At 66.3% G+C, this 21,115-nt stretch carries 19 protein-coding genes; 10 read left to right on the forward strand and 9 right to left on the reverse strand.

Annotated elements, in window-relative coordinates; translation table 11 throughout:
• Positions 1 to 26: 26 nt before the first annotated feature.
• The gene (locus OOZ63_RS29095) at positions 27 to 1,565 is read right to left on the reverse strand and encodes a methyl-accepting chemotaxis protein (protein WP_323055750.1); all 1,539 of its coding nucleotides are present in this window, start codon (positions 1,563 to 1,565) and stop codon (positions 27 to 29) included.
• Positions 1,566 to 1,708: 143 nt separating this feature from the next.
• Here OOZ63_RS29095 and OOZ63_RS14055 point away from each other — a divergent pair, with 143 nt between their 5' ends.
• The gene (locus tag OOZ63_RS14055; RefSeq protein WP_266006156.1) at positions 1,709 to 2,476 is read left to right on the forward strand and encodes a type III pantothenate kinase; all 768 of its coding nucleotides are present in this window, start codon (positions 1,709 to 1,711) and stop codon (positions 2,474 to 2,476) included.
• On the opposite strand, the gene hslU is transcribed toward OOZ63_RS14055, so the two are convergent.
• The 5 genes from hslU to OOZ63_RS14080 all read right to left on the reverse strand — a co-directional run bounded on the left by hslU (position 2,473) and on the right by OOZ63_RS14080 (position 8,245).
• Complete coding sequence (gene hslU, locus OOZ63_RS14060; RefSeq protein ID WP_266006157.1) at positions 2,473 to 3,783, reverse strand: ATP-dependent protease ATPase subunit HslU; 1,311 nt, start codon at positions 3,781 to 3,783, stop codon at positions 2,473 to 2,475. The two genes, OOZ63_RS14055 and hslU, sit on opposite strands and share 4 nt — an antisense overlap.
• 4 nt (positions 3,784 to 3,787) lie before the next feature.
• Positions 3,788 to 4,339, reverse strand: a complete 552-nt coding sequence (hslV, locus tag OOZ63_RS14065; RefSeq protein WP_266006158.1) for an ATP-dependent protease subunit HslV — start codon at positions 4,337 to 4,339, stop codon at positions 3,788 to 3,790.
• A gap of 151 nt (positions 4,340 to 4,490) precedes the next feature.
• Positions 4,491 to 6,278 (reverse strand): hypothetical protein, encoded by a 1,788-nt coding sequence (locus OOZ63_RS14070; RefSeq protein WP_266006159.1) that lies wholly within the window; start codon positions 6,276 to 6,278, stop codon positions 4,491 to 4,493.
• Positions 6,279 to 6,320: 42 nt separating this feature from the next.
• The gene (gene dksA, locus OOZ63_RS14075; RefSeq protein WP_266006160.1) at positions 6,321 to 7,064 is read right to left on the reverse strand and encodes an RNA polymerase-binding protein DksA; all 744 of its coding nucleotides are present in this window, start codon (positions 7,062 to 7,064) and stop codon (positions 6,321 to 6,323) included.
• Positions 7,065 to 7,198: 134 nt separating this feature from the next.
• A complete protein-coding gene (locus OOZ63_RS14080; RefSeq protein WP_266006161.1) occupies positions 7,199 to 8,245 on the reverse strand; it encodes a CobW family GTP-binding protein in 1,047 nt (348 codons plus the stop codon).
• 122 nt (positions 8,246 to 8,367) lie between these two features.
• Between OOZ63_RS14080 and OOZ63_RS14085 the strand changes: the two genes are divergently transcribed.
• The 6 genes from OOZ63_RS14085 to OOZ63_RS14110 are packed head-to-tail and all read left to right on the forward strand — an operon-like array spanning position 8,368 to position 15,331.
• Positions 8,368 to 9,255 carry an HlyC/CorC family transporter gene (locus OOZ63_RS14085; RefSeq protein WP_266006162.1) on the forward strand — a complete coding sequence of 296 codons (888 nt, stop codon included), beginning with the start codon at positions 8,368 to 8,370 and terminating at the stop codon, positions 9,253 to 9,255.
• The gene (lnt, locus tag OOZ63_RS14090) at positions 9,255 to 10,721 is read left to right on the forward strand and encodes an apolipoprotein N-acyltransferase (RefSeq protein WP_266006163.1); all 1,467 of its coding nucleotides are present in this window, start codon (positions 9,255 to 9,257) and stop codon (positions 10,719 to 10,721) included. The genes OOZ63_RS14085 and lnt overlap by 1 nt, the downstream gene beginning before the upstream one ends.
• A gap of 54 nt (positions 10,722 to 10,775) precedes the next feature.
• On the forward strand, positions 10,776 to 11,714 hold the full coding sequence (gene glyQ, locus OOZ63_RS14095; RefSeq protein WP_266006164.1) for a glycine--tRNA ligase subunit alpha: 939 nt from the start codon (positions 10,776 to 10,778) through the stop codon (positions 11,712 to 11,714).
• A gap of 3 nt (positions 11,715 to 11,717) precedes the next feature.
• On the forward strand, positions 11,718 to 13,823 hold the full coding sequence (gene glyS, locus OOZ63_RS14100; RefSeq protein WP_266006165.1) for a glycine--tRNA ligase subunit beta: 2,106 nt from the start codon (positions 11,718 to 11,720) through the stop codon (positions 13,821 to 13,823).
• Between the two features lie 46 nt (positions 13,824 to 13,869).
• Positions 13,870 to 14,490, forward strand: coding sequence for a D-glycero-beta-D-manno-heptose 1,7-bisphosphate 7-phosphatase (gmhB, locus tag OOZ63_RS14105; protein WP_266006166.1), 621 nt, complete (start codon positions 13,870 to 13,872; stop codon positions 14,488 to 14,490).
• A 13-nt stretch (positions 14,491 to 14,503) separates the two neighbouring features.
• Positions 14,504 to 15,331: a M48 family metallopeptidase gene (locus tag OOZ63_RS14110; RefSeq protein WP_266006167.1), complete on the forward strand. Its 828-nt coding sequence runs from the start codon at positions 14,504 to 14,506 to the stop codon at positions 15,329 to 15,331.
• Between the two features lie 254 nt (positions 15,332 to 15,585).
• Here OOZ63_RS14110 and OOZ63_RS14115 read toward each other — a convergent pair whose 3' ends face one another.
• On the reverse strand, positions 15,586 to 16,644 hold the full coding sequence (locus OOZ63_RS14115; RefSeq protein WP_266006168.1) for an MBL fold metallo-hydrolase: 1,059 nt from the start codon (positions 16,642 to 16,644) through the stop codon (positions 15,586 to 15,588).
• A gap of 61 nt (positions 16,645 to 16,705) precedes the next feature.
• Between OOZ63_RS14115 and OOZ63_RS14120 the strand changes: the two genes are divergently transcribed.
• Positions 16,706 to 17,134, forward strand: coding sequence for a MerR family transcriptional regulator (locus OOZ63_RS14120; protein ID WP_137943587.1), 429 nt, complete (start codon positions 16,706 to 16,708; stop codon positions 17,132 to 17,134).
• Here the strand turns inward: OOZ63_RS14120 and OOZ63_RS14125 are convergent.
• Positions 17,122 to 18,198, reverse strand: coding sequence for a porin (locus tag OOZ63_RS14125; RefSeq protein ID WP_266006169.1), 1,077 nt, complete (start codon positions 18,196 to 18,198; stop codon positions 17,122 to 17,124). The genes OOZ63_RS14120 and OOZ63_RS14125 overlap by 13 nt on opposite strands.
• A gap of 135 nt (positions 18,199 to 18,333) precedes the next feature.
• Here OOZ63_RS14125 and OOZ63_RS14130 point away from each other — a divergent pair, with 135 nt between their 5' ends.
• Complete coding sequence (locus OOZ63_RS14130) at positions 18,334 to 19,284, forward strand: AraC family transcriptional regulator (RefSeq protein ID WP_266006171.1); 951 nt, start codon at positions 18,334 to 18,336, stop codon at positions 19,282 to 19,284.
• Here OOZ63_RS14130 and OOZ63_RS14135 read toward each other — a convergent pair.
• Entirely contained in the window at positions 19,270 to 19,950 is a 681-nt protein-coding gene (locus tag OOZ63_RS14135; RefSeq protein ID WP_266006172.1) for an alpha/beta hydrolase, read from the reverse strand. The genes OOZ63_RS14130 and OOZ63_RS14135 overlap by 15 nt on opposite strands.
• A 60-nt stretch (positions 19,951 to 20,010) precedes the next feature.
• Between OOZ63_RS14135 and OOZ63_RS14140 the strand changes: the two genes are divergently transcribed.
• A complete protein-coding gene (locus tag OOZ63_RS14140) occupies positions 20,011 to 21,108 on the forward strand; it encodes a DNA glycosylase AlkZ-like family protein (RefSeq protein WP_266006173.1) in 1,098 nt (365 codons plus the stop codon).
• Positions 21,109 to 21,115: the final 7 nt, after the last annotated feature.

The following is a 21,115-nucleotide window of genomic DNA, read 5'->3' on the forward strand; positions in this document are numbered from 1 at the left end:
GGGGACCTTTGAAAGCGGAAGGAAGTTCAGAGCTTGAAGCTGCTGACCAACTCGGCCAGCTTGAGCGCCTGCTCGCTCAGCGACTCGGCCGCTGCCGCGCTTTCTTCTACCAGCGCGGCGTTCTGCTGCGTCATCTGATCGAGTTGACCGACCGAAGCATTGACCGTGCCAAGGCCCTGACTTTGCTCGACGGTGCTTGCGCTGATCTCGGCAATGATGTCGGTGACGCGACCCACGCTGGCGACGATCTCGTCCATTGTGCTGCCGGCGTCCTGCACCAGGCGGGCGCCGGTCTCGACCTTGTCGACGCTGGTGCCAATCAGGCCCTTGATCTCGCGCGCAGCCTCGGCCGAGCGCTGCGCCAGCGAGCGCACCTCGCTGGCCACCACCGCGAAGCCGCGACCTTGCTCGCCAGCTCGAGCGGCTTCAACGGCAGCATTCAAGGCCAGGATATTGGTCTGGAAGGCGATGCCGTCGATCACGCCGATGATGTCGGCGATCTTCTTCGAGCTGCTGTTGATTTCGTCCATCGTCGCGACCACCTGGCCCACCACGGTGCCGCCGCGCTGCGCCACCTGGGCGGCACTGTGGGCCAGCTGGTTGGCGGTGCTGGCGGCGTCGGCGCTCTGGCGCACGGTGCCGGTCAGTTCGCTCATGGAGCTGGCTGCCTGCTGCAGATTCGATGCGGTCTGCTCGGTGCGTTGGCTCAGGTCGGTGTTGCCGGTGGCGATCTCGCGGCTGGCAGTCTGGATGCTGTCGGCGCTGTGGCGCACCTCGCCGACCACACGGTTCAGCGCCTCGCGCATCGCGCCCAGTGCGCGTTGCAGGTCACCGATTTCGTCGTCCCGCGGCTGCGCGGCGATGCGCTGACTGAGGTCCCCCTGGCCGATGCGCTCGGCCTGGCCCACCAGCTCGCGCAGCGGCGTCGAGATCGAGCGTACCAGGTAGAAGGTCGCCACGGCCAGGCCCAGCACGATCAGGCCCATCACCAGCGCGACGATCCATACCGTGCGCATGCGCTCGGCGCCGGCCTGCTCGCGCAGTGCGTCGGAGCGCTGCTGCTGCAGCTTGACGAAGTCGGCCTGCGCCTCCAGATAGGTCGCAATGGCCGGCAGCATTTTGCCCTGCAGTGCCGCCACTGAGGCCTCGGCCTGACCTTCGATCTTGAGCTTGCCAGCCTCGTTGCGGCTAGCGATATAGATCTTGCGGGTGTCGGCGATACGGGCCATCGCGGCCTTCTCTTCATCCGAGGTGGCCAGGGCTTCGAGCTCTTTTTGCATCTCGGAGATGGTGGCCGTGGTTGCATCGATTTGTGGCTTGAAGGTCGAGGCCACAGCCACATCGCTGCTTAGAAGCCCAGCGGCGGCGCGCGCCGCATTGGCCTCGGTCAGGCCCCGCCAACGCAGCGACAGTTCGAACTTGCGCTGCTGGGCCTGCTGGGTCTGCTGAGCCTGGGTTTGCAGCTTGGCGGTGCGGGTGGCCGAGGCTACCGTCATCAGCACCACCGTCGCAGCCAGCGCAATGACGGGCAGCCACAGCTTGGTGGCGATTGAGAGGGACTTCATGTGGAACGGTCTCCTTGTCGTTGTCCGGAGCCACGGCGAGGCCATGCCCTATCGATGCTTATCGGCGTGCCTCTCCAGACCTTGAGCACTATGCGCTCTGTTAGGCTGGCGACTGCATCGGACCAACCCCCACCTATTCCGCCATGAGCTTTCTGGCCATCGACATCGGCAACACCCGTCTCAAGTGGGCGCTCTACGCCTCGCCCCAGCCCGGCGCGGTGCTGCTGGCCCATGGCGCGGTGTTTCTGGAGAACATCGACCGCCTGGCCGAGGCCGAGTGGCGCGAGCTTGCGCTGCCGCACAGCGTGCTGGGCTGCAATGTGGCCGGTGACGCGGTGCGTCGCCGGGTCGAAGAGCAGTTGGAGCTGTGGGATATCGAACCGCGCTGGGTCGTGTCATCGGCCCATGCCGGAGGCATCACGAATGGCTATGACCACCCCGGCCGCCTCGGCACCGACCGTTTCGTCGCGCTGATCGGCGGCCGTCATCATGTGCTAGCGCGCGGCCCGGCCCGGGCCGCGCTGGTCGTGATGGTGGGCACGGCCGTTACGGTGGATGCCATCGACGCCCAGGGCCACTTCCTCGGCGGCCTGATCCTGCCGGGCCACGGCATCATGCTGCGCGCGTTGGAGGGCGGCACGGCGGGCCTGCGTGTGCCGACCGGCGAGGTGCGCGAGTTTCCAACCAATACCTCGGATGCGTTGACCAGCGGTGGCAATTACGCCATCACCGGCGCCATCGAGCGCATGCATCGCCACCTGAAGCAGCGTGCCGGCCATGAGCCGCTGACCCTGATGACCGGCGGTGCCGGCTGGAAGGTCTCACCGGCGCTGGATATCGAGCATGAACTGATCGAAAGTTTGATCTTCGACGGGATTCTGACCCTGCAGGCGCACCGCCTGGCGCTTTAGAGAATGAAGCGGCTGAGGTCCTCGTTGCGCGCTAGCTCGCCCAGCTTAGCGTCCACCGCCGCGCCGTCCAGGGTTACGGTCTGGCCTGCGAGCTTGTGGGCGTCGAAGCTGATCTCGTCGAGCAGGCGCTCCATCACGGTGGCCAGGCGGCGCGCGCCGATGTTCTCGGTACGCTCGTTGACCTCGTAGGCGATCTGGGCGAGGCGGCGGATGCCGTCGTCGCTGAGTTCCAACGTCAGACCCTCGGTGGCCAACAGGGCCTGGTACTGCTTCACCAGGCTGGCATGGGTGCTCTTCAGGATGGCCTCGAAATCTTCCACCGACAGCGACCCCAGCTCGACGCGGATCGGGAAACGGCCCTGCAGCTCTGGAATCAGGTCGCTGGGCTTGCTCAGGTGGAAGGCTCCGGAGGCGATGAAGAGGATGTGGTCGGTCTTGACCATGCCGTACTTGGTGTTGACCGTTGTGCCCTCTACCAGTGGCAGCAGGTCGCGCTGCACGCCCTGACGCGAGACATCGGCGCCGCCATGCTCGGCGCGACTGGCCACCTTGTCGATCTCGTCGATGAAGACGATGCCGTTCTCCTGTGCATTGGCCAGGGCGGCGGCCTTGATCTCGTCCTCATTGAGCAGCTTGGCGGCCTCTTCCTCGACCAGCAGCTTGATCGCCTCGGCGATCTTGAGCTTTCTGGTCTTGCGCTTGCCGGCCCCGAGCTGTGAGAACATGCCCTTGAGTTGTTCTGCCATCTCTTCCATGCCCTGGCCGCCCATCGGGCCGAGGATTTCCATCGTCGGTTTTGCGTCGAGCAGGTCGACCTCGATGTCCTTGTCGTCCATCAGTCCTTCGCGAAGGCGCTTGCGCATCACCTGGCGCGTGCTGTTGTCGGGCTCACTGCCGGGCACCAGGATGTCCAGCACGCGGTCCTCGGCAGCATCCTCGGCGCGGGTGCGTTGGCGCCGCATCTGAAGCTCGCGTTCCTGCTTGATCGCCATGTCCACCAGGTCACGGATGATGGAGTCTACGTCCTTACCCACGTAGCCGACCTCGGTGAACTTGGTGGCCTCGACCTTGATGAAGGGCGCATCGGCTAGCTTGGCCAGGCGGCGTGCGATCTCGGTTTTGCCCACACCGGTGGGGCCAATCATCAGGATGTTCTTCGGCGTGATCTCGCCACGCAACTTCTCGTCGACTTGCTGGCGGCGCCAGCGGTTGCGCATCGCGATCGCGACGGCGCGCTTGGCGGCATTCTGGCCGACGATGTGGCGGTCCAGCTCGGAGACGATTTCCTGGGGGGTCATGCTGCTCATGGTTTCAGTCCAGCGTCTCGATCGTGTGGTTCAGATTGGTGTAAATGCAGATCTCGCCGGCGATCACCAGCGACTGCTTGACGATGTCGGCGGCGCTCAGCTCGCTGTGGTTGAGCAGCGCCTTGGCGGCGGCCTGGGCATAGGCACCGCCCGAGCCGATTGCGACGATGCCCTGCTCGGGCTCCAGCACATCCCCGTTGCCGGTGATGATCAGCGAGGCCGTGCGGTCGGCCACGGCCAGCATGGCTTCGAGCCGGCGCAGCACGCGGTCGGTGCGCCAGTCGCGCGTCAGCTCGACGGCGGCGCGTACGAGATGGCCCTGGTGCTTCTCCAGCTTCGCCTCGAAGCGCTCGAACAGCGTGAAAGCGTCGGCGGTGGCCCCGGCGAAACCGGCTAGCACCTTGTCGTGATGCAGTTTGCGCACCTTGCGGGCGCTGGCCTTGACGATGATGTGGCCCAGCGTCACCTGGCCGTCGCCGCCAATGGCAACCTGGTTGCCGCGGCGCACGCTGACGATGGTCGTGCCGTGATAAGCGGGATGTTGTTGTTGGTCCATAGGATTCTCAGGTGGTGCCGCCGCCGATGTATTCAAGCGTCGGTGCGCACAATGCCCGGCGAAGCCGGTACTGGCTAGACGTCGGGCCGAAGACAATAGCGAGGGTACGGCGAGGCCGGGCAAGGACGCCAGAAAGGCATTTCGCGCGCCGTCAGGCCTGGCGGACCTTGACCTTGGCGTGCTCGTTGATCCCCATCGCGCCGAAGAACAGCGCAACCAAGCGGTGCGCCTCGCTGAACACCACCGCACGGTTCTCGCTGCGCCGGCTCAGCACCCAGTTCAGCAGATCGCCGGCGGCCATGAAGTCCAGGCGTATCAGCTTGGGGCAGGCGATGGTCACCAGCGTGGCCGCGCCGAGCTCGGCCGTCATCAGCTGCAGGGTCTCGCTGATGTCGCCACTGAGCTGGCCGGACAACTCCAACTGCACGGCCGAGGGCATGCGGGTCTGTTCGGTGATGGTCGATTCCAGGAAGCTGGTGGTTACCGCGACCGAATCGGGATGGGCATTGCTGCTGGGCGGGCTGCTGGTGGACAGGGTCAGACCGCTGACCCGCACACGGCAGACCGAACGCTCCCAAGACGGCGGCGAAACCTCGTAGGTCACGCAGTAGTCAATTGCGGCCTCGTCGAACTGGTCGGGCCGGTTGACCAGACGCAGTGTTTCCAGGCGCAGCATCCAGATGGCGGGGTCAACATCGCGGGCGCCGACCGGCGCCAGCTCGCGCAGCTGCTGCAGGAATTGGTCGCCGGCCAGCCAGCGCATATCGACCTGCTGGCCAGCCCAGCGCCTAAACAGCTCGCGCAGCTTGGCGCATCCCTCGGTGTCGAGGCGGCGCAGCGCGGCCCAGTCCAGCACCCAGGGCATGGGCAGGTTCTCACAGCGCTTTTGCAGCTGGGCCACCGACTCGGCGTCGAGATACTCGGGGGCGGCCCAGCAGACGCCGCCGGCCGCGCCCATGGGTGCGCGCTCCTTGCTGAGGCTTTCTGCCACCAGCTTGGGCAGCGAGAACCACTGAGGTGGCGACAGGCCGAACAGGTGCACATAGTCCAGCGCCAGCGACTCGAACTTGGCCTGTTGGGCGGTAGCCCGGTAGAGATCGAAGGCAACCAGCCAGGTTTCGGCATGCTGATGGCGGGACCCCCCGGGCTTGATGAGGGCCGTCAGACCCTGCTCGCAGCTCGCGTAGTCGGCGTTGGCAAATGCGATCACCATCTCGTCGAGCTCGGGGTCGTGCACCATCTCGTTGACCGCCAGGGCGCCCGGGTCTACCGCTCGGAAACTCAGCGGCGCTGCGCTGGGCGGCAGTGCGAAGGAGCGGCTGTCCTTGCTGAAGCTCAGCGGTTGCAACGAGGGCAACACGCTGGGCTTGGCATCCGATAGCGGCGGCAGGCCCGCGCCCATCACGGCAGCGGCCGGTGGTGGCACCGACTCCAGCCGTTCGACCTCCTCGGGTGTGGCGAATTGGCTAACGCGTGCCGGCGGCGCAGCGGTGGTCGTTGTGGCGGAGAAATGCACCGGCCGGGTGCTGGTCTCGAAAAAGCCCGGCGGATGGTTGCCGGCGATTTGTGTCGGTGCGAAGCTCTCGCCGACCATCTGCTGCTCGATCTCGTCGATCTTTGCCTTGACGCCCAAGTCGATCTTGGAGTTCAGATCGCTGCTGCGCTCGATCTCGTCGATGCGAGAGCTGCTGCTGCCCAGGGCGGCGAGCTGCTCGGGGCTGAGCCCTTCGCGGCGCACGCGGCGCAGCATGTCGAGTTCGCGCTTGCGCACGAAATCATTGCGGCGCTTGCGCTCCACCATCGCACGCAACTCGGCCTTGGCGAGATCGCCCTCGGGGTCGTCCTGGCGCGAATTGATCTCGGCCCAGTCGGTCGTCGGGTTGGCCACAAAGCGCGCGACCTTGCGGAAGAAACTCTCGCCGTCTTTCGGTTCTGTCATGCGCGCCGGACCTTGGCTGGGGGGTGAGAGGACAGGACGGGCTCAGTCCCCGAACATCTTCTGCTTCAGCTCACGCCGCTGCTGGGCTTCCAGGGAGAGATTGGCGGTCGGGCGGGCGATCAGCCGGCCCAGGCCGATGGGCTCGCCGGTCTCGTCGCAATAGCCGTACTCGCCGGTATCCAGGCGTGCCAGCGACTGCATGATCTTCTTCAGCAGCTTGCGCTCGCGGTCGCGGGTACGCAACTCCAGCGCGTGTTCTTCCTCGATGGTGGCACGGTCGGCCGGATCCGGGACGATGGAGGTGTCTTCGCGCAGATGCTCGGTGGTCTCACCGGCGTTCGACAGCACGCCGTCCTTCAGCGCCGTCAGCTTGGCGCGGAAGAACTCGATCTGCTTGTCGTTCATGTACTCGGCTTCGGGCATGGCCATGACTTCGGCGTCGGTCAGTTCATGACCGGCCTTGGTCTTCCAGGCGTTGACGAGTTTGGGGTCGGCCTTGGCGGCGCTCTTGGGACTTTCAATCACGGGCGTACTCATTTGTCGCGTCGGCGGCTTCGGTGGCGCAAAACGATCTGCAAACCGGCTGCTGCCGAGGGGTGGTGCTGCCGCCTCAAGTGTGGCTACCGAGGCGGAGGAGGAGGAATCCAGTGCGGCGGCCTTGGCCTTCGCGCTGCTGCCGCTTGGGCTGCTTTTGCCAGCCTTGACGGCCGGCCGCCCTTCGTCTGCCTGGGCAGTGGTCGGGGTGGGTTTGGGGGCCGGGGTCTTGCTCACGTTGAATCTCCTCACTGCTGGGCTTTATACCTGCTCTGAAGGGCTAGATGGCAAAGCTGACCAGCTTTCCTGGGGCGATGTCGCCGGGGTCGGGCGGGGCGCATTGTAGCCATGATGAATCCCCAGCATGCTGACACCTCCTCGGGAGCTCAGGCCAGGCAACCTTCCAGCCCTTGCATCAGAATGTCTTTGGGCAGGTCGATGCCGATGAAAACCATTTTGCTCGTCTTTTTCTCGCCCGGCAGCCATTTCGGGCCTAGATCCGAGCCCATCAGCTGGTGTACACCCTGGAAGATCACCTTCTTGTCGGTGCCCTTCATATTTAGCACGCCCTTGTAGCGCAGCATCTTGGGGCCATAGACCTGGACGATGGCGCCCAGGAAATCTTCCAGCTTCGCGGGGTTGAAGGGCTTGTCGGAGCGAAACACAAAGGACTTCACATCGTCGTCATGCGCATGGTGGTGCGGGTGATCGCAGTGCTCGTCGTGCACGTGATCGTGATCGTGATGGTGGTGATCGTGGTCGTGGTCGTCGACTGTCAGGAAGCTGGGATCGATCTCCAGCTTGGCATTCAGGTTGAAGCCGCGCAAATCGAAGACCTGGGCCAACGCCACCTCGCCGAAATGGGCGGTTTGCACAGGCGCGCGCGGGTTCATGTGCTTGATTCGGTGCGTCAGCGCCTCGACCGCGGCCGGATCGACCAGGTCGGACTTGCTGATGAAGATCTGGTCGGCGAAGCCGATCTGGCGGCGCGCCTCCTGGCGGCTGTTGAGCTGCTCCTCGGCATGCTTGGCATCGACCAGGGTCAGGATCGAGTCGAGCAGATAGCTCTCGGCGATCTCGTCATCCATGAAGAAGGTCTGCGCCACCGGGCCCGGGTCAGCCAGGCCGGTGGTCTCGATGACGACGCGCTCGAAATCCAGCTCGCCCTTGCGGCGCTTCTCGGCCAGATCGCTCAGCGTGGTGCGCAGATCCTCGCGGATCGTGCAGCAGACGCAGCCATTGCTCATCTGGATGATCTGCTCGGTCGTCTCGGCCACCAGGATGTCGGTGTCGATGTTTTCCTCGCCGAACTCGTTCTCGATCACGGCGATCTTCTGCCCATGCGCCTCGGACAGGATGCGCTTGAGCAGGGTGGTTTTTCCAGAGCCCAGAAAACCGGTCAGTATGGTGGCGGGGATGAGACCTTGGGACATGGTGATGAAGCGCTGAGAGCAGTAAGGAAGCAGCCCCGAATATGGGGGCGGCTGACTGTGGTGCAAGAGGGGTGCAATGTCAATGGGTTATTCTGTGGGCCTTGCAACTGCCCGACGCACCAGTGTCTGAGCCTCAGCCTAGTCGGCCCTCTCATCGAGGGGGCCACAAATCCACTGCCGCAGCCGAGCCGCGCGGCCTGCTGATACGCCTGCTGGAGTTCCTCCACCCCGGGCCCGACTCCAAGAGCGAACTGATAGAGACGCTGGCCGATGCCGAGCAGCGCGAGTTGATCGAGCCCGAATCGCGCCAGATGCTGGAGGGCGTGCTGCGCATGGCCGAGCTCAGCGCCGGCGATGTGATGGTGGCCGCGCCGCGCATGGACCTGCTGGACATCGAGGCGCCTTATGACGAACTGCTGGGCCTGGTGATACGCGGCGGGCATTCGCGCTTCCCGGTCTTCGAGGGCCAGCGCGACAACATCATCGGCATCTTGCTGGCCAAGGACCTGCTGAAGATGCAGCGCTCACCCGAACTCAATCTGCGCGCGCTGCTGCGGCCGACCGTGTTCGTGCCCGAGAGCAAGGGCCTCAACGAGTTGCTGCGCGACTTCCGCTCCAACCGCAACCATCTGGCCATCGTGATCGACGAGTTCGGCAACACCGCCGGCCTGATCACGATCGAGGATGTGCTGGAGGAGATCGTCGGTGAGATCGAGGACGAGTTCGACGACAAGGACGGCGAGTCCAGCATCTACACCCTGGCCGACGGCAGTCAGCGCGTCGCTGGCGACGCCGACATTGCGGCTGTCAACGAGGCCTTTACCGTGACCCTGCCCGAGGCCGAGTTCGACACCATCGGCGGCCTGGTCGCCCATGAGCATGGCCGCGTGCCGCGGCGCGGCGAGGCGGTTGATATCGGCGGCCTGCGCTTTGCCGTGATGCTGACGCGTGGCGGCTCGGTGCGTTGGTTCAAAGTCACGCGCGCGCCCGCAGAGAGTCTGGACGGTTGATGCGGGGCCGCTACGCGATGCTGGCCGCTGCGGCGGCCGGTGTGCTGCACACCGCCTCCTTCGCCCCGCTTGAAGCCTGGTGGCTGCAGATCCTTGCGCTGGCTTGGCTGGCCCATCTGTCCTGGAGCGCCAGTCCGAGCCGCGCGGCGGCGCTGGGTGCGGCCTTCGGCATCGCTTGGCTGGCCTCCGGCCTGTGGTGGCTACATATCAGCATGCACCAGTTCGGCCATATCCCCTGGCTGCTGGCGGCGCTGGCGGTGCTGTTGCTGTCGGCCTTTCTGAGTCTTTATTACGCCGGCGCGCTTGCTCTGGCGGCCTGGCTGCGCAAGGGTGGCAGCCCCGGCTGGCATGCGCTGACCTGGGCGCTGTGCTGGCTGTTGGCCGAGCTGGGCCGGGCCACGCTGTTCACCGGCTTCCCGTGGATCGCCAGCGGCTATGCGCACAGCGTTGGCCTGCTGGCTGACTGGGCGCCGTGGATCGGCGTCTACGGCATCACGCTGCTGGCGGCCGGCGGCGCCGCCGCGTTTGCTGCGCTGGGCCGGCACAGCTGGCAGCCGGCCGCCGTGGTGCTTGGGCTGCTCGCGCTGGGTCAGGTGCTGCCGCACGATTTCACACAAAGCACAGGCCGCTTGCGCGTCTCTTTGCTGCAACCCAATGTGCCACAGGATCAGAAGTTTGACCGCGCGCTGATGGAGGCCAATCTTGACCGCCTGGCGCAGCAGATCGAGGCCTCGCAAGGCCAGATCGTCGTGACGCCGGAGTCGGTTGTGCCGCTGCCTCTGGACTATCTGGCCCCAGACTATATGCAGCGCCTGCAGCGCAGCGCAATGCGCCGGCCGCTGCTGCTGGGCACCTTTCTGGGCAATGAGCAGGATGGCTATGTCAACTCGCTGATAGCGATTGGCGTGCATGCGAACTACAGCTATGGCAAGCGCCATCTGCTGCCCTTCGGCGAGTTCATCCCGCCGGGTTTTCACTGGTTTGTGCGAGCGATGGGCATCCCAATGGACGACCAGGCGCGCGGCCAGCACCAGCGATCCTTCGCGGTGGCCGGCCAGCGCCTGCGCCCCCTGATCTGCTACGAAGACCTGTTCGGCGAAGACTTTGTCGGCAGCGTGGTCGGCACCGAGGCGGCCACCGTGCTGGTCAATGTCAGCAATCTGGCCTGGTTCGGCACCTTGATGGTGCAGGATCAGCATCTGCAGTTCTCGCAGATGCGCGCACTGGAGTTCCAGCGCCCCTTCATCCGCTCGACCAATACCGGCGCCACCGCCGTGCTGGATCATCGCGGTCGTATCACCGCCGCCGCGCCGCAGGCGCGCAGCGTGGTGCTGGAGGCTTCGGTCGAGGGGCGCAGCGGCAGCACGCCTTATGCGCGCTGGCTGGCCGCCTGCGGGCTCTGGCCCCTGGTTTTTGTCGCCTTCGCCGGCTTGGGGCTGGCGTGGCTGCGCCGCCGTGCCTCGTAGAATCCAGGGCGATCGCTTGTTTGCCCCTCCCTCACTTCAGACACCGACATCTCCATGCTGAGCTTCCAGCAAATCATCCTGACCCTGCAAGACTACTGGTCCAAGCAGGGCTGCGCCCTGCTGCAACCCTATGACATGGAGGTGGGTGCGGGCACCAGCCACACCGCCACCTTTTTGCGCGCCCTGGGTCCCGAGCCCTGGAAGGCCGCCTATGTGCAGCCCAGCCGTCGCCCCAAGGATGGCCGATACGGCGAGAACCCGAACCGGCTGCAGCACTATTACCAGTACCAGGTCGTGCTCAAGCCCGCGCCGGCCAATATCCTGGAGCTCTACCTGGGTTCGTTGGAGGCGCTGGGCTTCGATCTGAAGAAGAACGATGTGCGCTTTGTCGAGGATGATTGGGAAAACCCGACGCTCGGCTGCTGGGGCCTGGGCTGGGAGGTCTGGCTCAACGGCATGGAGGTGACCCAGTTCACCTATTTCCAGCAGGTCGGCGGCATCGACTGCAAGCCCATCACCGGCGAGATCACCTACGGCCTCGAGCGCCTGGCCATGTACCTGCAGGGCGTGGAGTCGGTCTATGACCTGGTCTATGTCCAAGGTCAGGACGGCGCGCCGGACATCAAGTACGGCGATGTCTTCCACCAAAACGAGGTCGAGCAGTCGACCTATAACTTCGAACACAGTGACGTCGAGTTCCTCCTGACCGCTTTCGCCGCGCACGAGAAGCAGTCCAAGCACCTGATGGAGCAGCAACTGGCGCTGCCGGCCTACGAGCAGTTGCTCAAGGCCGGCCACAGCTTCAATCTGTTGGACGCGCGCGGCGCCATCAGCGTGACTGAGCGCGCCGCCTACATCGGCCGCATCCGCAATCTGGCTCGCGCCGTCGCACAGAGCTATCTGGAGAGCCGCGCACGCCTGGGCTTCCCCATGGCACCGAAGGAATGGGCCGATCAAGTCATCGCCCAGATTGAAAAGAAGAAGGCGGCCTGAGCCATGACGACTGCTGAGAAGAATCTGCTGATCGAACTGTTTGTGGAAGAGTTGCCGCCCAAGGCGCTCAAGAAGCTGGGCGAGGCCTTCGCCGCTGTACTGGTGGACAGCCTCAGGACCCAAGGCCTGGTGGGCGAAGGCGCGCAGGCGACCGCCATCGCCACACCGCGCCGCCTCGGCCTGCACCTGACGAAGGTGGCACTTAAGGCTGCCGACCGCGCCGTGCAGCAGAAGTTGATGCCGGTGGCCGTGGCGCTGACGGCCGAGGGCCAGGCCACGCCGGCCCTGCTGAAGAAACTGGCCAGCGTCGGTGCCGACGCCTCCGTGCTGCCCCAACTCAAGCGCTTGCCCGATGGCAAGGCCGATGCCCTGTTTCTGGATCAACTGGTACCAGGTGCCACCCTGGCTGAGGGCCTGCAAAAAGCTCTGGACGAAAGCCTTGCCAAGCTTCCCATCCCCAAGGTCATGACCTACCAGCTGAAAGATGGCTGGACCGATGTGAAGTTCGTGCGCCCAGCCCATGGCATCGTCGCCCTGCATGGCGCCGATCTGGTGGATGTCTCGGCCCTCGGCCTGCAATCGGGCCGCATCACACGCGGCCATCGTTTCGAGGCCAGCGCGCCCGAGTTGACGATTGAAAGCGCCGACAGCTACGCCGCGCAGATGCGCGAGCAGGGCGCCGTGGTCGCTGGCTTTGCCGAGCGCCGCGCCGAGATCGCGCGTCAGTTGCAGGCCGCCGCCGGTGGCCTGACGCCAATCGACGACGAAGACTTGCTGGACGAGGTCACTGCCCTGGTCGAGCGTCCAAATGTGCTGAGCTGCAAGTTCGAGCCAGAGTTCCTGGCCGTGCCGCAGGAATGCCTGATCCTGACCATGAAGGCCAATCAGAAGTACTTCCCGCTGCTCGATGCCGCCGGAAAGCTGACGAACCACTTCCTTGTCGTCAGTGCCATCCGCCCGGCCGACGCCAGCGCGGTGATCCAGGGCAATGAGCGCGTCGTGCGCCCGCGCCTGGCCGATGCGAAATTCTTCTTCGACCAGGACCGCAAGAAGAGTCTGGCAGAGCGGGTGCCGGGTCTTGCCAAGGTGGTCTATCACGGCAAGCTGGGTACTCAGGGCGAGCGCGTCGAGCGAGTGCGCGCCATTGCCAAGGCGATTGCCGGCATGCTGGGCGGCGCCGCACTGGCGGCTGATGCCGACCAGGCCGCGCGTTTGGCCAAGGCCGATCTGCTGACAGATATGGTCGGCGAATTCCCCGAGTTGCAGGGCATCATGGGGGGCTACTACGCCCGTCACGATGGCCTCAGCGAGGCCGTGGCCTTCGCCGTCGAAGACCATTACAAGCCGCGTTTCGCGGGCGACACGCTGCCGCGTAACGATGCCGGCGTGGTAGTCGCACTGGCCGACAAGCTGGAGACCCTGGTGGGACTGTTCGGCATCGGCCAGCTGCCCACCGGCGACAAAGATCCATTTGCGCTGCGGCGTCATGCGCTGGGTGTGGTGCGCATGCTGTCGGAGTCGTCGCTGACGCGACAACTCAGTCTTGACGAGGTCATCGCTGCCGCCGTGCCGGCCTTCGGTCGCCTGATCGAGGATCCCAGCGCCAAGCTCGTGGACTTTGTCTTTGATCGTGTCGCGGTGAGCTGGCGTGAGGTCTACACGGCCCAGGAAGTCGATGCCGTGCTGGCCCTGCGTCCGCTGCGCTTGTCCGAGGTGACGAAGCGCCTGGAAGCCGTCCGCGCCTTCGCGGCCCTGCCCGAGGCCGCCTCGCTGGCCGCAGCCAACAAGCGCATCGGCAACATCCTGAAGAAGAGCGAGACGGCGGTCGACGCCAAGATTGATGCGGCGCTGCTGCAGGAGGCTGCCGAGCAGCATCTGGCGGCCGCGCTGGACGGCATCGCGCCCAAGGCCGATGCGCTGTTCCAGCAAGGCGAGTACGCGGCATCGCTGCGCGAACTGGCGGCGCTGAAGGCGCCAGTCGATGCCTTCTTCGACGGCGTGATGGTCAATGCCGACGATCCAGCGCTGCGTGCCAACCGCCTGGGCCTGCTGAAGACTCTGCATGAAGCGATGAACCGCGTCGCCGATCTGTCTCGACTGGCCAGCTGATACGAGCACACGAGGTATGCCGATGCGACCCGACCACAGCCACAGCATGAAGCTCGTCATCCTGGGCCGTGACGGGACCATCAATCATTACCGCGACGACCATGTGAAGTCAGTCGACGAGCTGCAGCCCCTGCCCGGTGCGCTGGAGGCCGTGGCCCGGCTCAATCATGCCGGCTGGCACACGGTGATGGCCACCAACCAGCCCGGCATCGGCCGCGGTCTGCTGGACATGGCCTCGCTCAACACCATCCATATGCGCCTCAGTCAGCTATTGGCCGAGAAGGGCGGGCGGCTGGATGCGGCCTTCTTCTGCCCGCACACGCCCGAGGAAGGCTGCAGCTGCCGCAAGCCGCTGCCGGGCCTGATCCAGCAGATCGGCGAGCGCTTCGGTGCCGATCTGTCCCTGGTCCATATGGTGGGCGCCTCGCTGCGCGATCTGCAGACCGCGCAGGCTGCCGGTTGCATCCCGCATCTGCTGCGCAGCGATCGGCTCGGCGCGCTCGACGAGGCGCAGCTGGCGGCCCTGGTGGCCCAGGTGCCCGGCACTACCGTGCATGCGAATCTGGGGGCGTTCGCCGAATACTTGATCCAGCGCGATCGTCGCGCCAAGGCCGATGCGCGCGGCGAGCAGATGGCGCCCGACACCAGCCCCGGAGCGCTGGCTTGAGCAGCTGAGCGCGATGTCGATGCTGAAGCGCCTGGCCAGCCTGCTTCAAGTGGATCAGCTCTCGCTGTTCGAGGCGGAGGCGCCGCCGCCAATGCCCGTCGTCGCAGCGCCTGCCGTGCTGCCCCAGACGCGCTCGCATCGGGCCCTGCTGCTGGACGGCCACAGCGTCGGCTACGAACTCAGGCGCGCACGCCGGCGCAGCATCGGCTTCACCGTCAGTGCCGATGGGCTGAAGGTCAGCGCGCCGCGCTGGGTCAGTGTGGCCGATATTGAGCAGGCTCTGCGCGACAAGCAGGCTTGGATCCTGCGCAAGCTTGTCGAGCAGCGTGAACGCGCGAAAGCACTGCAAGCGGCGCGTGTGGTCTGGGCCGATGGCGCCAGCCTGCCCTACCTGGGCGCGCCGTTGCGCCTGCGGCTTGGCGGTCTGGCGCGCTATGACGCCGAGGGTCGGGTCTTGCACCTGGGCCTGCCATCAAACGTCACGCCTGATCAGATGCGCGACGCGGTCCAGGCGTGGCTGCAGCGCCAGGCACGGGCCTTGTTCGAGCGACGCTGCACCCATTTCGCCGCCGCGCTGGGCGTGCGCTACACCCGGCTGTCGCTGAGCTCTGCCCAGACCCGCTGGGGCAGCGCCAGCGCCAGCGGCGCGATCCGCCTGAACTGGCGGCTGATCCATTTCGCGCCGGCCATCATCGACTATGTGGTCGCCCACGAGCTGGCCCATCTGCGCGAGATGAACCACAGCGCGCGTTTCTGGGAGGTGGTGCGCTCGGTTGTGCCCGACTATGAGCAGGCCCGTGAGCGGCTGCGCGACGAGGCTGTTCCCCAACTGGGCGATTGACGACTTGCCGGGCGTCTCCCTCTTCAGGGGGGCTTGTGGCGCGGCGGTCCGGCAAGCACACTGCGTTCCACAAGCTGTCATCACGAAGCATCTGAGTTCGGCGTCAGTCTTTGCCGTTCTCCCGGTGGCACCACGGCCCCCAGGTTTTCTGGGTAGACCCTGGCAGCTGCACCGAAAAGTGGATGCGTCGTCAAAGATCAGACCGCCGCCGCCCGCTCACGCGGTCGGCGGCGGCCACTGACTCTTACCGCTCCTCACACCGTCGAGAAGCGGTACACCCCGTCCTCACCCAGCCGCCGCAGCAGCAGACCAGCCAACCACAGTGCGTTCAGATGCGCGACCGACTCGCCCATCGCGAAGGTGGTCTGGTGCAGGTCCAACTTGCGCTTGAACAGCACATCCAGCAGCTCGGCCGCATGGCAGGGCTTGGCCGCGCAGGCCTCGGCCACCTCGGCCAGGCGCTCGTCATGGTGCTCGCGCAGCTGGTCCACGCGGGCATGCAGGCCGCGGAAGGGCTTGCCATGCGAGGGCAGCACCAAGGTGTCGGTGGGCAGATCCAGCATGTGCTGCAGCGATGCCAGGTACAGGCTTAGCGGGTCGGCCTCGGGCTCGACATCGACTACCGAGACATTGGTCGAGATGCGCGGCAACACCATATCGCCGGAGATCAGCAAGCCCAGCGTCTCGCAGTGCAGGCTGATGTGCTCGGGCGCATGGCCGAAGCCGGCAATGCAGGTCCAGTCGTGGCCGCCGATGCGCAGCCGGGCGCCGCCCATCAGGCGGCGAAAGCTGCTTGGCACGGCCGGCACCATGCTAGGGTAGTAGCTGGCGCGGCCGCGAATCTTGGCCAGAGCCTGCGGGTCGCTCAGGCCGTGGCTGGCGAAGAAGGCCGCGGCCGCCTCACCACCCATGCCCACCGTCGAGGCGCTGGCCAGTCGCGCCAGATGGAAGTCGGTCGCGCTGATCCACAGGCGGCAGTTCCACTTCTCGGTCAGCCAATAGGCCAGGCCCATATGGTCGGGATGGAAGTGCGTGACGATCACCCTCAGCACCGGTAGGCCATCCAGATGCTCGGCAAACACCTGTTCCCAGTTTGCCTTGGTGGCGTCGCTGCTGATGCCGCAATCGACGATGCTCCAACCTGCTTGACCGTCGATCTCGTCACGCAGCAGCCAGAGATTGATATGGTCCAGCGCGAACGGCAGGCCCATGCGCAGCCAGCGCACGCCCGGGCCGATCTCCAGCGCTGTGCCGGGCTCGGGCAGGGCGTCGCCCAGGGGGTAGGAAAGTTCGGATTCGCGTGGGTTCGCCATGGTGTGCTCGTGCCTTAGACTTCCGTTTACGTTAACGTCATCCTTCAGCGCCAGTGTAGCCATGAGCCTTGCCCCCCGCTCGACCCCCTCCGCCGAGAGCTCCGGCCGCCTTTTCACCATTACCGAGCTGGCCGCCGAGTTCGACATCACTCCGCGCGCGATCCGCTTTTACGAGGACATGGGCCTGCTCGAACCCAGTCGCGACGGCCGCAACCGCGTCTACACCCACCGCGACCGCACCCGCCTGAAGCTGACCCTGCGCGGCAAGCGCCTCGGCCTTAGTCTGCAGGAGGTCAAGCAACTGGTGGACATGTATGACTCCGAGTCCGATGCCGCGCCGCAGCTGACGGCCTTTCTCGAAGTGCTGCGCCAGCACCGCCGCCAGCTGGAGCAGCAGCTCGACGATATCGAGGTCACCCTGGCCGAGATCAGCCAGCACGAGGAGCGCTGCGAAGCGCTGCTGGCCGAGAGTAAGCGTCAGAACACCTGACGCATGCCCATCGCCAGGCCGCTCTGCGTCATGCCCATGCCCACGGTAGCGCCGGCGCTGAGTGACAACGCCGAGCGGCCGCGGTTACGCATCTGGCCAGCCATCGCGTAGACCGCGCTGCGCTTGGACAGCGCGTAGACCAGTCGGGCGGCCAGCAGCTGGGCATCGTCGGCGCTGCTCTTGACATCTAGCCGGCTCAGTTGGGCGTCCAATGTCAGCTGCGGGCTCAGCGGGTGACTGGCGCCGGCGAACAGTAAGGTCGACTCGAAGGTCGTGGCAGTGCGGCGTTCGCGCAGCAGCGCGCCGGCCGTCAGCTTGGTCTGGCCCAGCATCAGATAGCCGTTGATGGTCTTGCGCGTGTCGGTGTAGGCGCTGCTCCCCAGGCCCATGGTGGCGCCGGGGCCACCATGCATCCGGTCGTGCACCAGGGCCAGACCATATGGCTTGCTGTCGTAGCGGACCATCACCGTCCATTGCCGGCAGGCCTTGCTGTCGGCCGACTCGCCGGCACAGTTGGTGGCCGCCGGGCCCAGGCCGTTGACCGTGTCGCGACCCAGGCTGTAGGTCGCGCCAAGGCTGAAGGCGCCAAGCTGGCCTTGGTAGCCGATGCTGTTGTCGCTGCGCGCGTTCGGGATGTAGGGGTCCAACGACGCGTTAGAGTACAGATTGCCGCCCAGCGTTTCGATGCCGGCGGCGGCGAAGGTCATGTTGGCCATGCGGCCCACGCTCAGCGTGCCCCATGGGCCGCTGAGACCGACAAAAGCCATACGGCCCCAGAAGCGGCCGCCGTTGCCGAGGCCGCCGGTGTCCATGCCGATGCCGCTTTCGAGCTGGAAGATCGCCCGCAGGCCGCCACCCAGGTCTTCGCTGCCGCGCAGGCCCAGGCGCGAGGGCACCGAGCCACTCAAATTGGGCATTCGCTGGATCGAGTCGCCGGCGGCATTGACGCGGGTCAGGTGCTCGACCGCCAGATCGGCAATGCCGTAGATCGTGACGCTTTGCGCCTGCGCACTGCCGGCGGCCAGCAGCAGGGCGATGAGGGCGAGGTGATGGGGTGCGTGCATGGCGTGGGTGGCTGCGTTGGGAGGTATGGCGGCCGATTCTGCGCAGCGAGCAGGGCAGCCGCTAGCCGCTTTTTGCAGCGCCTGCCCTAGGGCAAATCCAGTTCTTGCAGCGGCCACTCTGGCCTATAAACGTGCATGCTTCCGACCCCAGCTCTCGATCTGGCCCCGTTATACCGGCGTTGCGTGCTGCGTTCGCCGGCGCGGGTGGCCAGCCATGCGCTGATGGCGCGCGAGCTCTGCGCCCACGATCTGCACTGGCGTGGCGGCGCGGCCGACACGGCCCTGTTCAAGCTGCAGTCGCCGCAGTTGGAGCTCTACGGCTTGCGCTACGGCGCCGCGGTCGAGATCGACTCGGCCCCCTTCGACGACTTTGCCCTGGTGCATCTGGTGCTGCGCGGCCATACCGAGATCGAGGTCGACGGCAGGATGCTGGGGTTGCGTGCCGGCCAGGCCGCCGTGTTGGCGCCGCGCCGGCGCGTGCGGCTGCGCTGCTCGGCCGGGGCCGAGCGCCTGATCCTGAAGCTGCCCGGCGCGCTGCTGCGCAGCATTGCTGGCGCGCAAGACCTGACCCCGCTGCAAGGCTGGGTGGCGCCGCTGAATGCCCAATGGACCTTGCTGCTGCAAGGCCTGCTGGGCGCGCTGGACATGGGCGAGCAGGCGGATGCCGGCTGGCTGAACCACTACGAGCGAACGCTGGCGTTGTTCGTGCAGGCGCATCGCGGCCCCTCTGCACTGCTCGGGATCGAGCGGGTCGAGGCCGACAGCGACGGCACGCGCCTGGCCGCGCTGCAGCGCCATATTCGTGCCCATCTGGCCGAGCCGCTGAGCCTGACGGAGCTGGCCGCGGCGGCCGGCCTGGGCCAGCGCTCGCTGAACCTGCTGTGCCACCGCACGCTGGGCATGGCGCCGATGGCGGTCCTGCGCCAACTGCGGCTGGAGGCAGCGCGGGCACGCCTGCTGACCGATCCGGAACTCAGCGTCACCGAGGTGGCACTGGGCTGCGGCTTCGCCCATCTGGGCCGCTTCGCGGCCTATTACCGTCAGCGCTACGGCGAGCTGCCGGGGCGCCGCTCAGGCCGGGGCTAGCACCCGCAGCAGCCAAGCGTTCAGATCCGCGACCTCCTCGTTGCACAGCGAGTGCTCCATCGGATAGTCGTGCCACTCTAGCGCATAGCCCAGGCGCTGCAGCTCAGCGCGTGCCGCGTGGGCGCGGGCCAGCGGCACGACCGGGTCCTGTAGGCCGTGGGCCAGGAAGATCGGCAGATCGGCATTGGCCGCGTGGCGCTCGGCCTGCGTGCTGGGCAGCAGCGGCAGATAGCCGGACAGGCCGATGATGCCGGCCAAGCGCTGCGGGTGGCGCAGCCCCGTCATCAAGGCCATCGCGCAGCCCTGCGAGAAGCCCATCAGCACGATGCGCGAGGCCGGGATGCCTCGCTCGACCTCGCGCGCGATCAGGGCTTCGATGGCCTGTTGCGAGGCGCGCAGGCCGGCCTCGTCCTCCTGGCGATCCAGCGCCGTGCCGCGAATGTCGTACCAGGCCGGCATCCGGTAGCCGCCGTTGATGGTTACCGGCATCACCGGCGCGTTCGGCAGCACGCAGCGCAGGCCGCCGCCCTGCGCCAGCAGCGGACTCAGGTCCAAGGCCTCGCAGACCGGCACGAAGTCGCTGCCATCGGCGCCCAAGCCGTGCAGCACGATCAGGCTGGCGCTTGGTTCGACGGGTGTTTGCAGTTCAAGGGTTTCTAGCGTCATGGGTGGGATGCTACGCAATTTAGAATACTGTAAAAATAAACAGTTTTGGGGCTGTCCGCCATGGCCAAAAAAGCGATCACGCTGGACGATCTGCGCCGCCACGCGGTGGCGCGCAGCCTGTTCAAACCGACCAGCCTTCCTCAGGCGATCCGGCGCCTTGGCTTTGTGCAGGCGGACCCTATCCGCGCGCCGGCCCGTGCGCAAGACCTTACCCTGCGGTTGCGGGTGCGTGACTACCGGGTCGGCGATCTTGAGCGGCGCTATGCGCGACTCCAGATCGAGGAGGACTGCCTCGTCAACTACGGCTTTCTGCCGCGCGAGCATCTGCGCCTGATGCACCCGCGGCAGGCCGAGCGCCGCTGGGATGGCGAGACCGAACGCCGCGCCGCCGCGGTGCTGGACTTTGTGCGCGCCTGTGGCGAGGCCCACCCGCGCCAGGTGCAGGCTGAGTTCGACCATGGCAGCACTCGCAACGCCTGGGGCGGCAGTTCGAACGCGGTGACCCAATTGCTGGACGGCATGCATTACCGCGGCCTGCTGCGGGTGGTGCGGCGCGAGCAGGGCCTGCGCGTGTATGCCGCCGCGGCGCATGCGCCCGATCCGCGCGAGCCGGCCGAGAAGGCCCAGGCTTTGATCGACCTGGTGCTGGCCAAGTACGCGCCACTGCCCTCGCGCAGCTTGGGCCAGCTGTGCAGCCATCTGGGCTACGGCGCCCCGCATCTGCATGCCGAGATCAGGCAGGCCCTGTCGCACACGCGTGAGCGGCTGCCCAGCGTCGAGCTGGACGGCCAGGCCTGGCTCTGGCCCGAGGGCGAGGATCCGCGCGCGCGGCGCTGGCAGTTCGATGAGGAGTTGCGCCTGCTGGCGCCCTTCGACCCCATCGTCTGGGACCGTGTGCGCTTCGAGCGTTTCTGGGGCTGGGCTTACCGTTTTGAGGCCTACACACCGGCGCCCAAGCGCAAGCTCGGCTATTACGCGCTGCCGCTGCTGTGGCGCGGTCAGGTGCTGGGCTGGGGTAATCTGTCGGCCATGGAGGGGCGGCTGCAAGCCCAGATCGCCTATGTCGCCGGCAGGCCGCCGCGCGAGGCCGGCCACGCCCGAGCGCTGCACGCCGAACTGGCCCGCATGGCTGAATTCTTGGGGCTGGCGCCGCCGTGATCGGGTG

The organism is Paucibacter sp. PLA-PC-4 (genome assembly GCF_026241155.1).
Lineage (GTDB): Bacteria > Pseudomonadota > Gammaproteobacteria > Burkholderiales > Burkholderiaceae_C > Roseateles_E.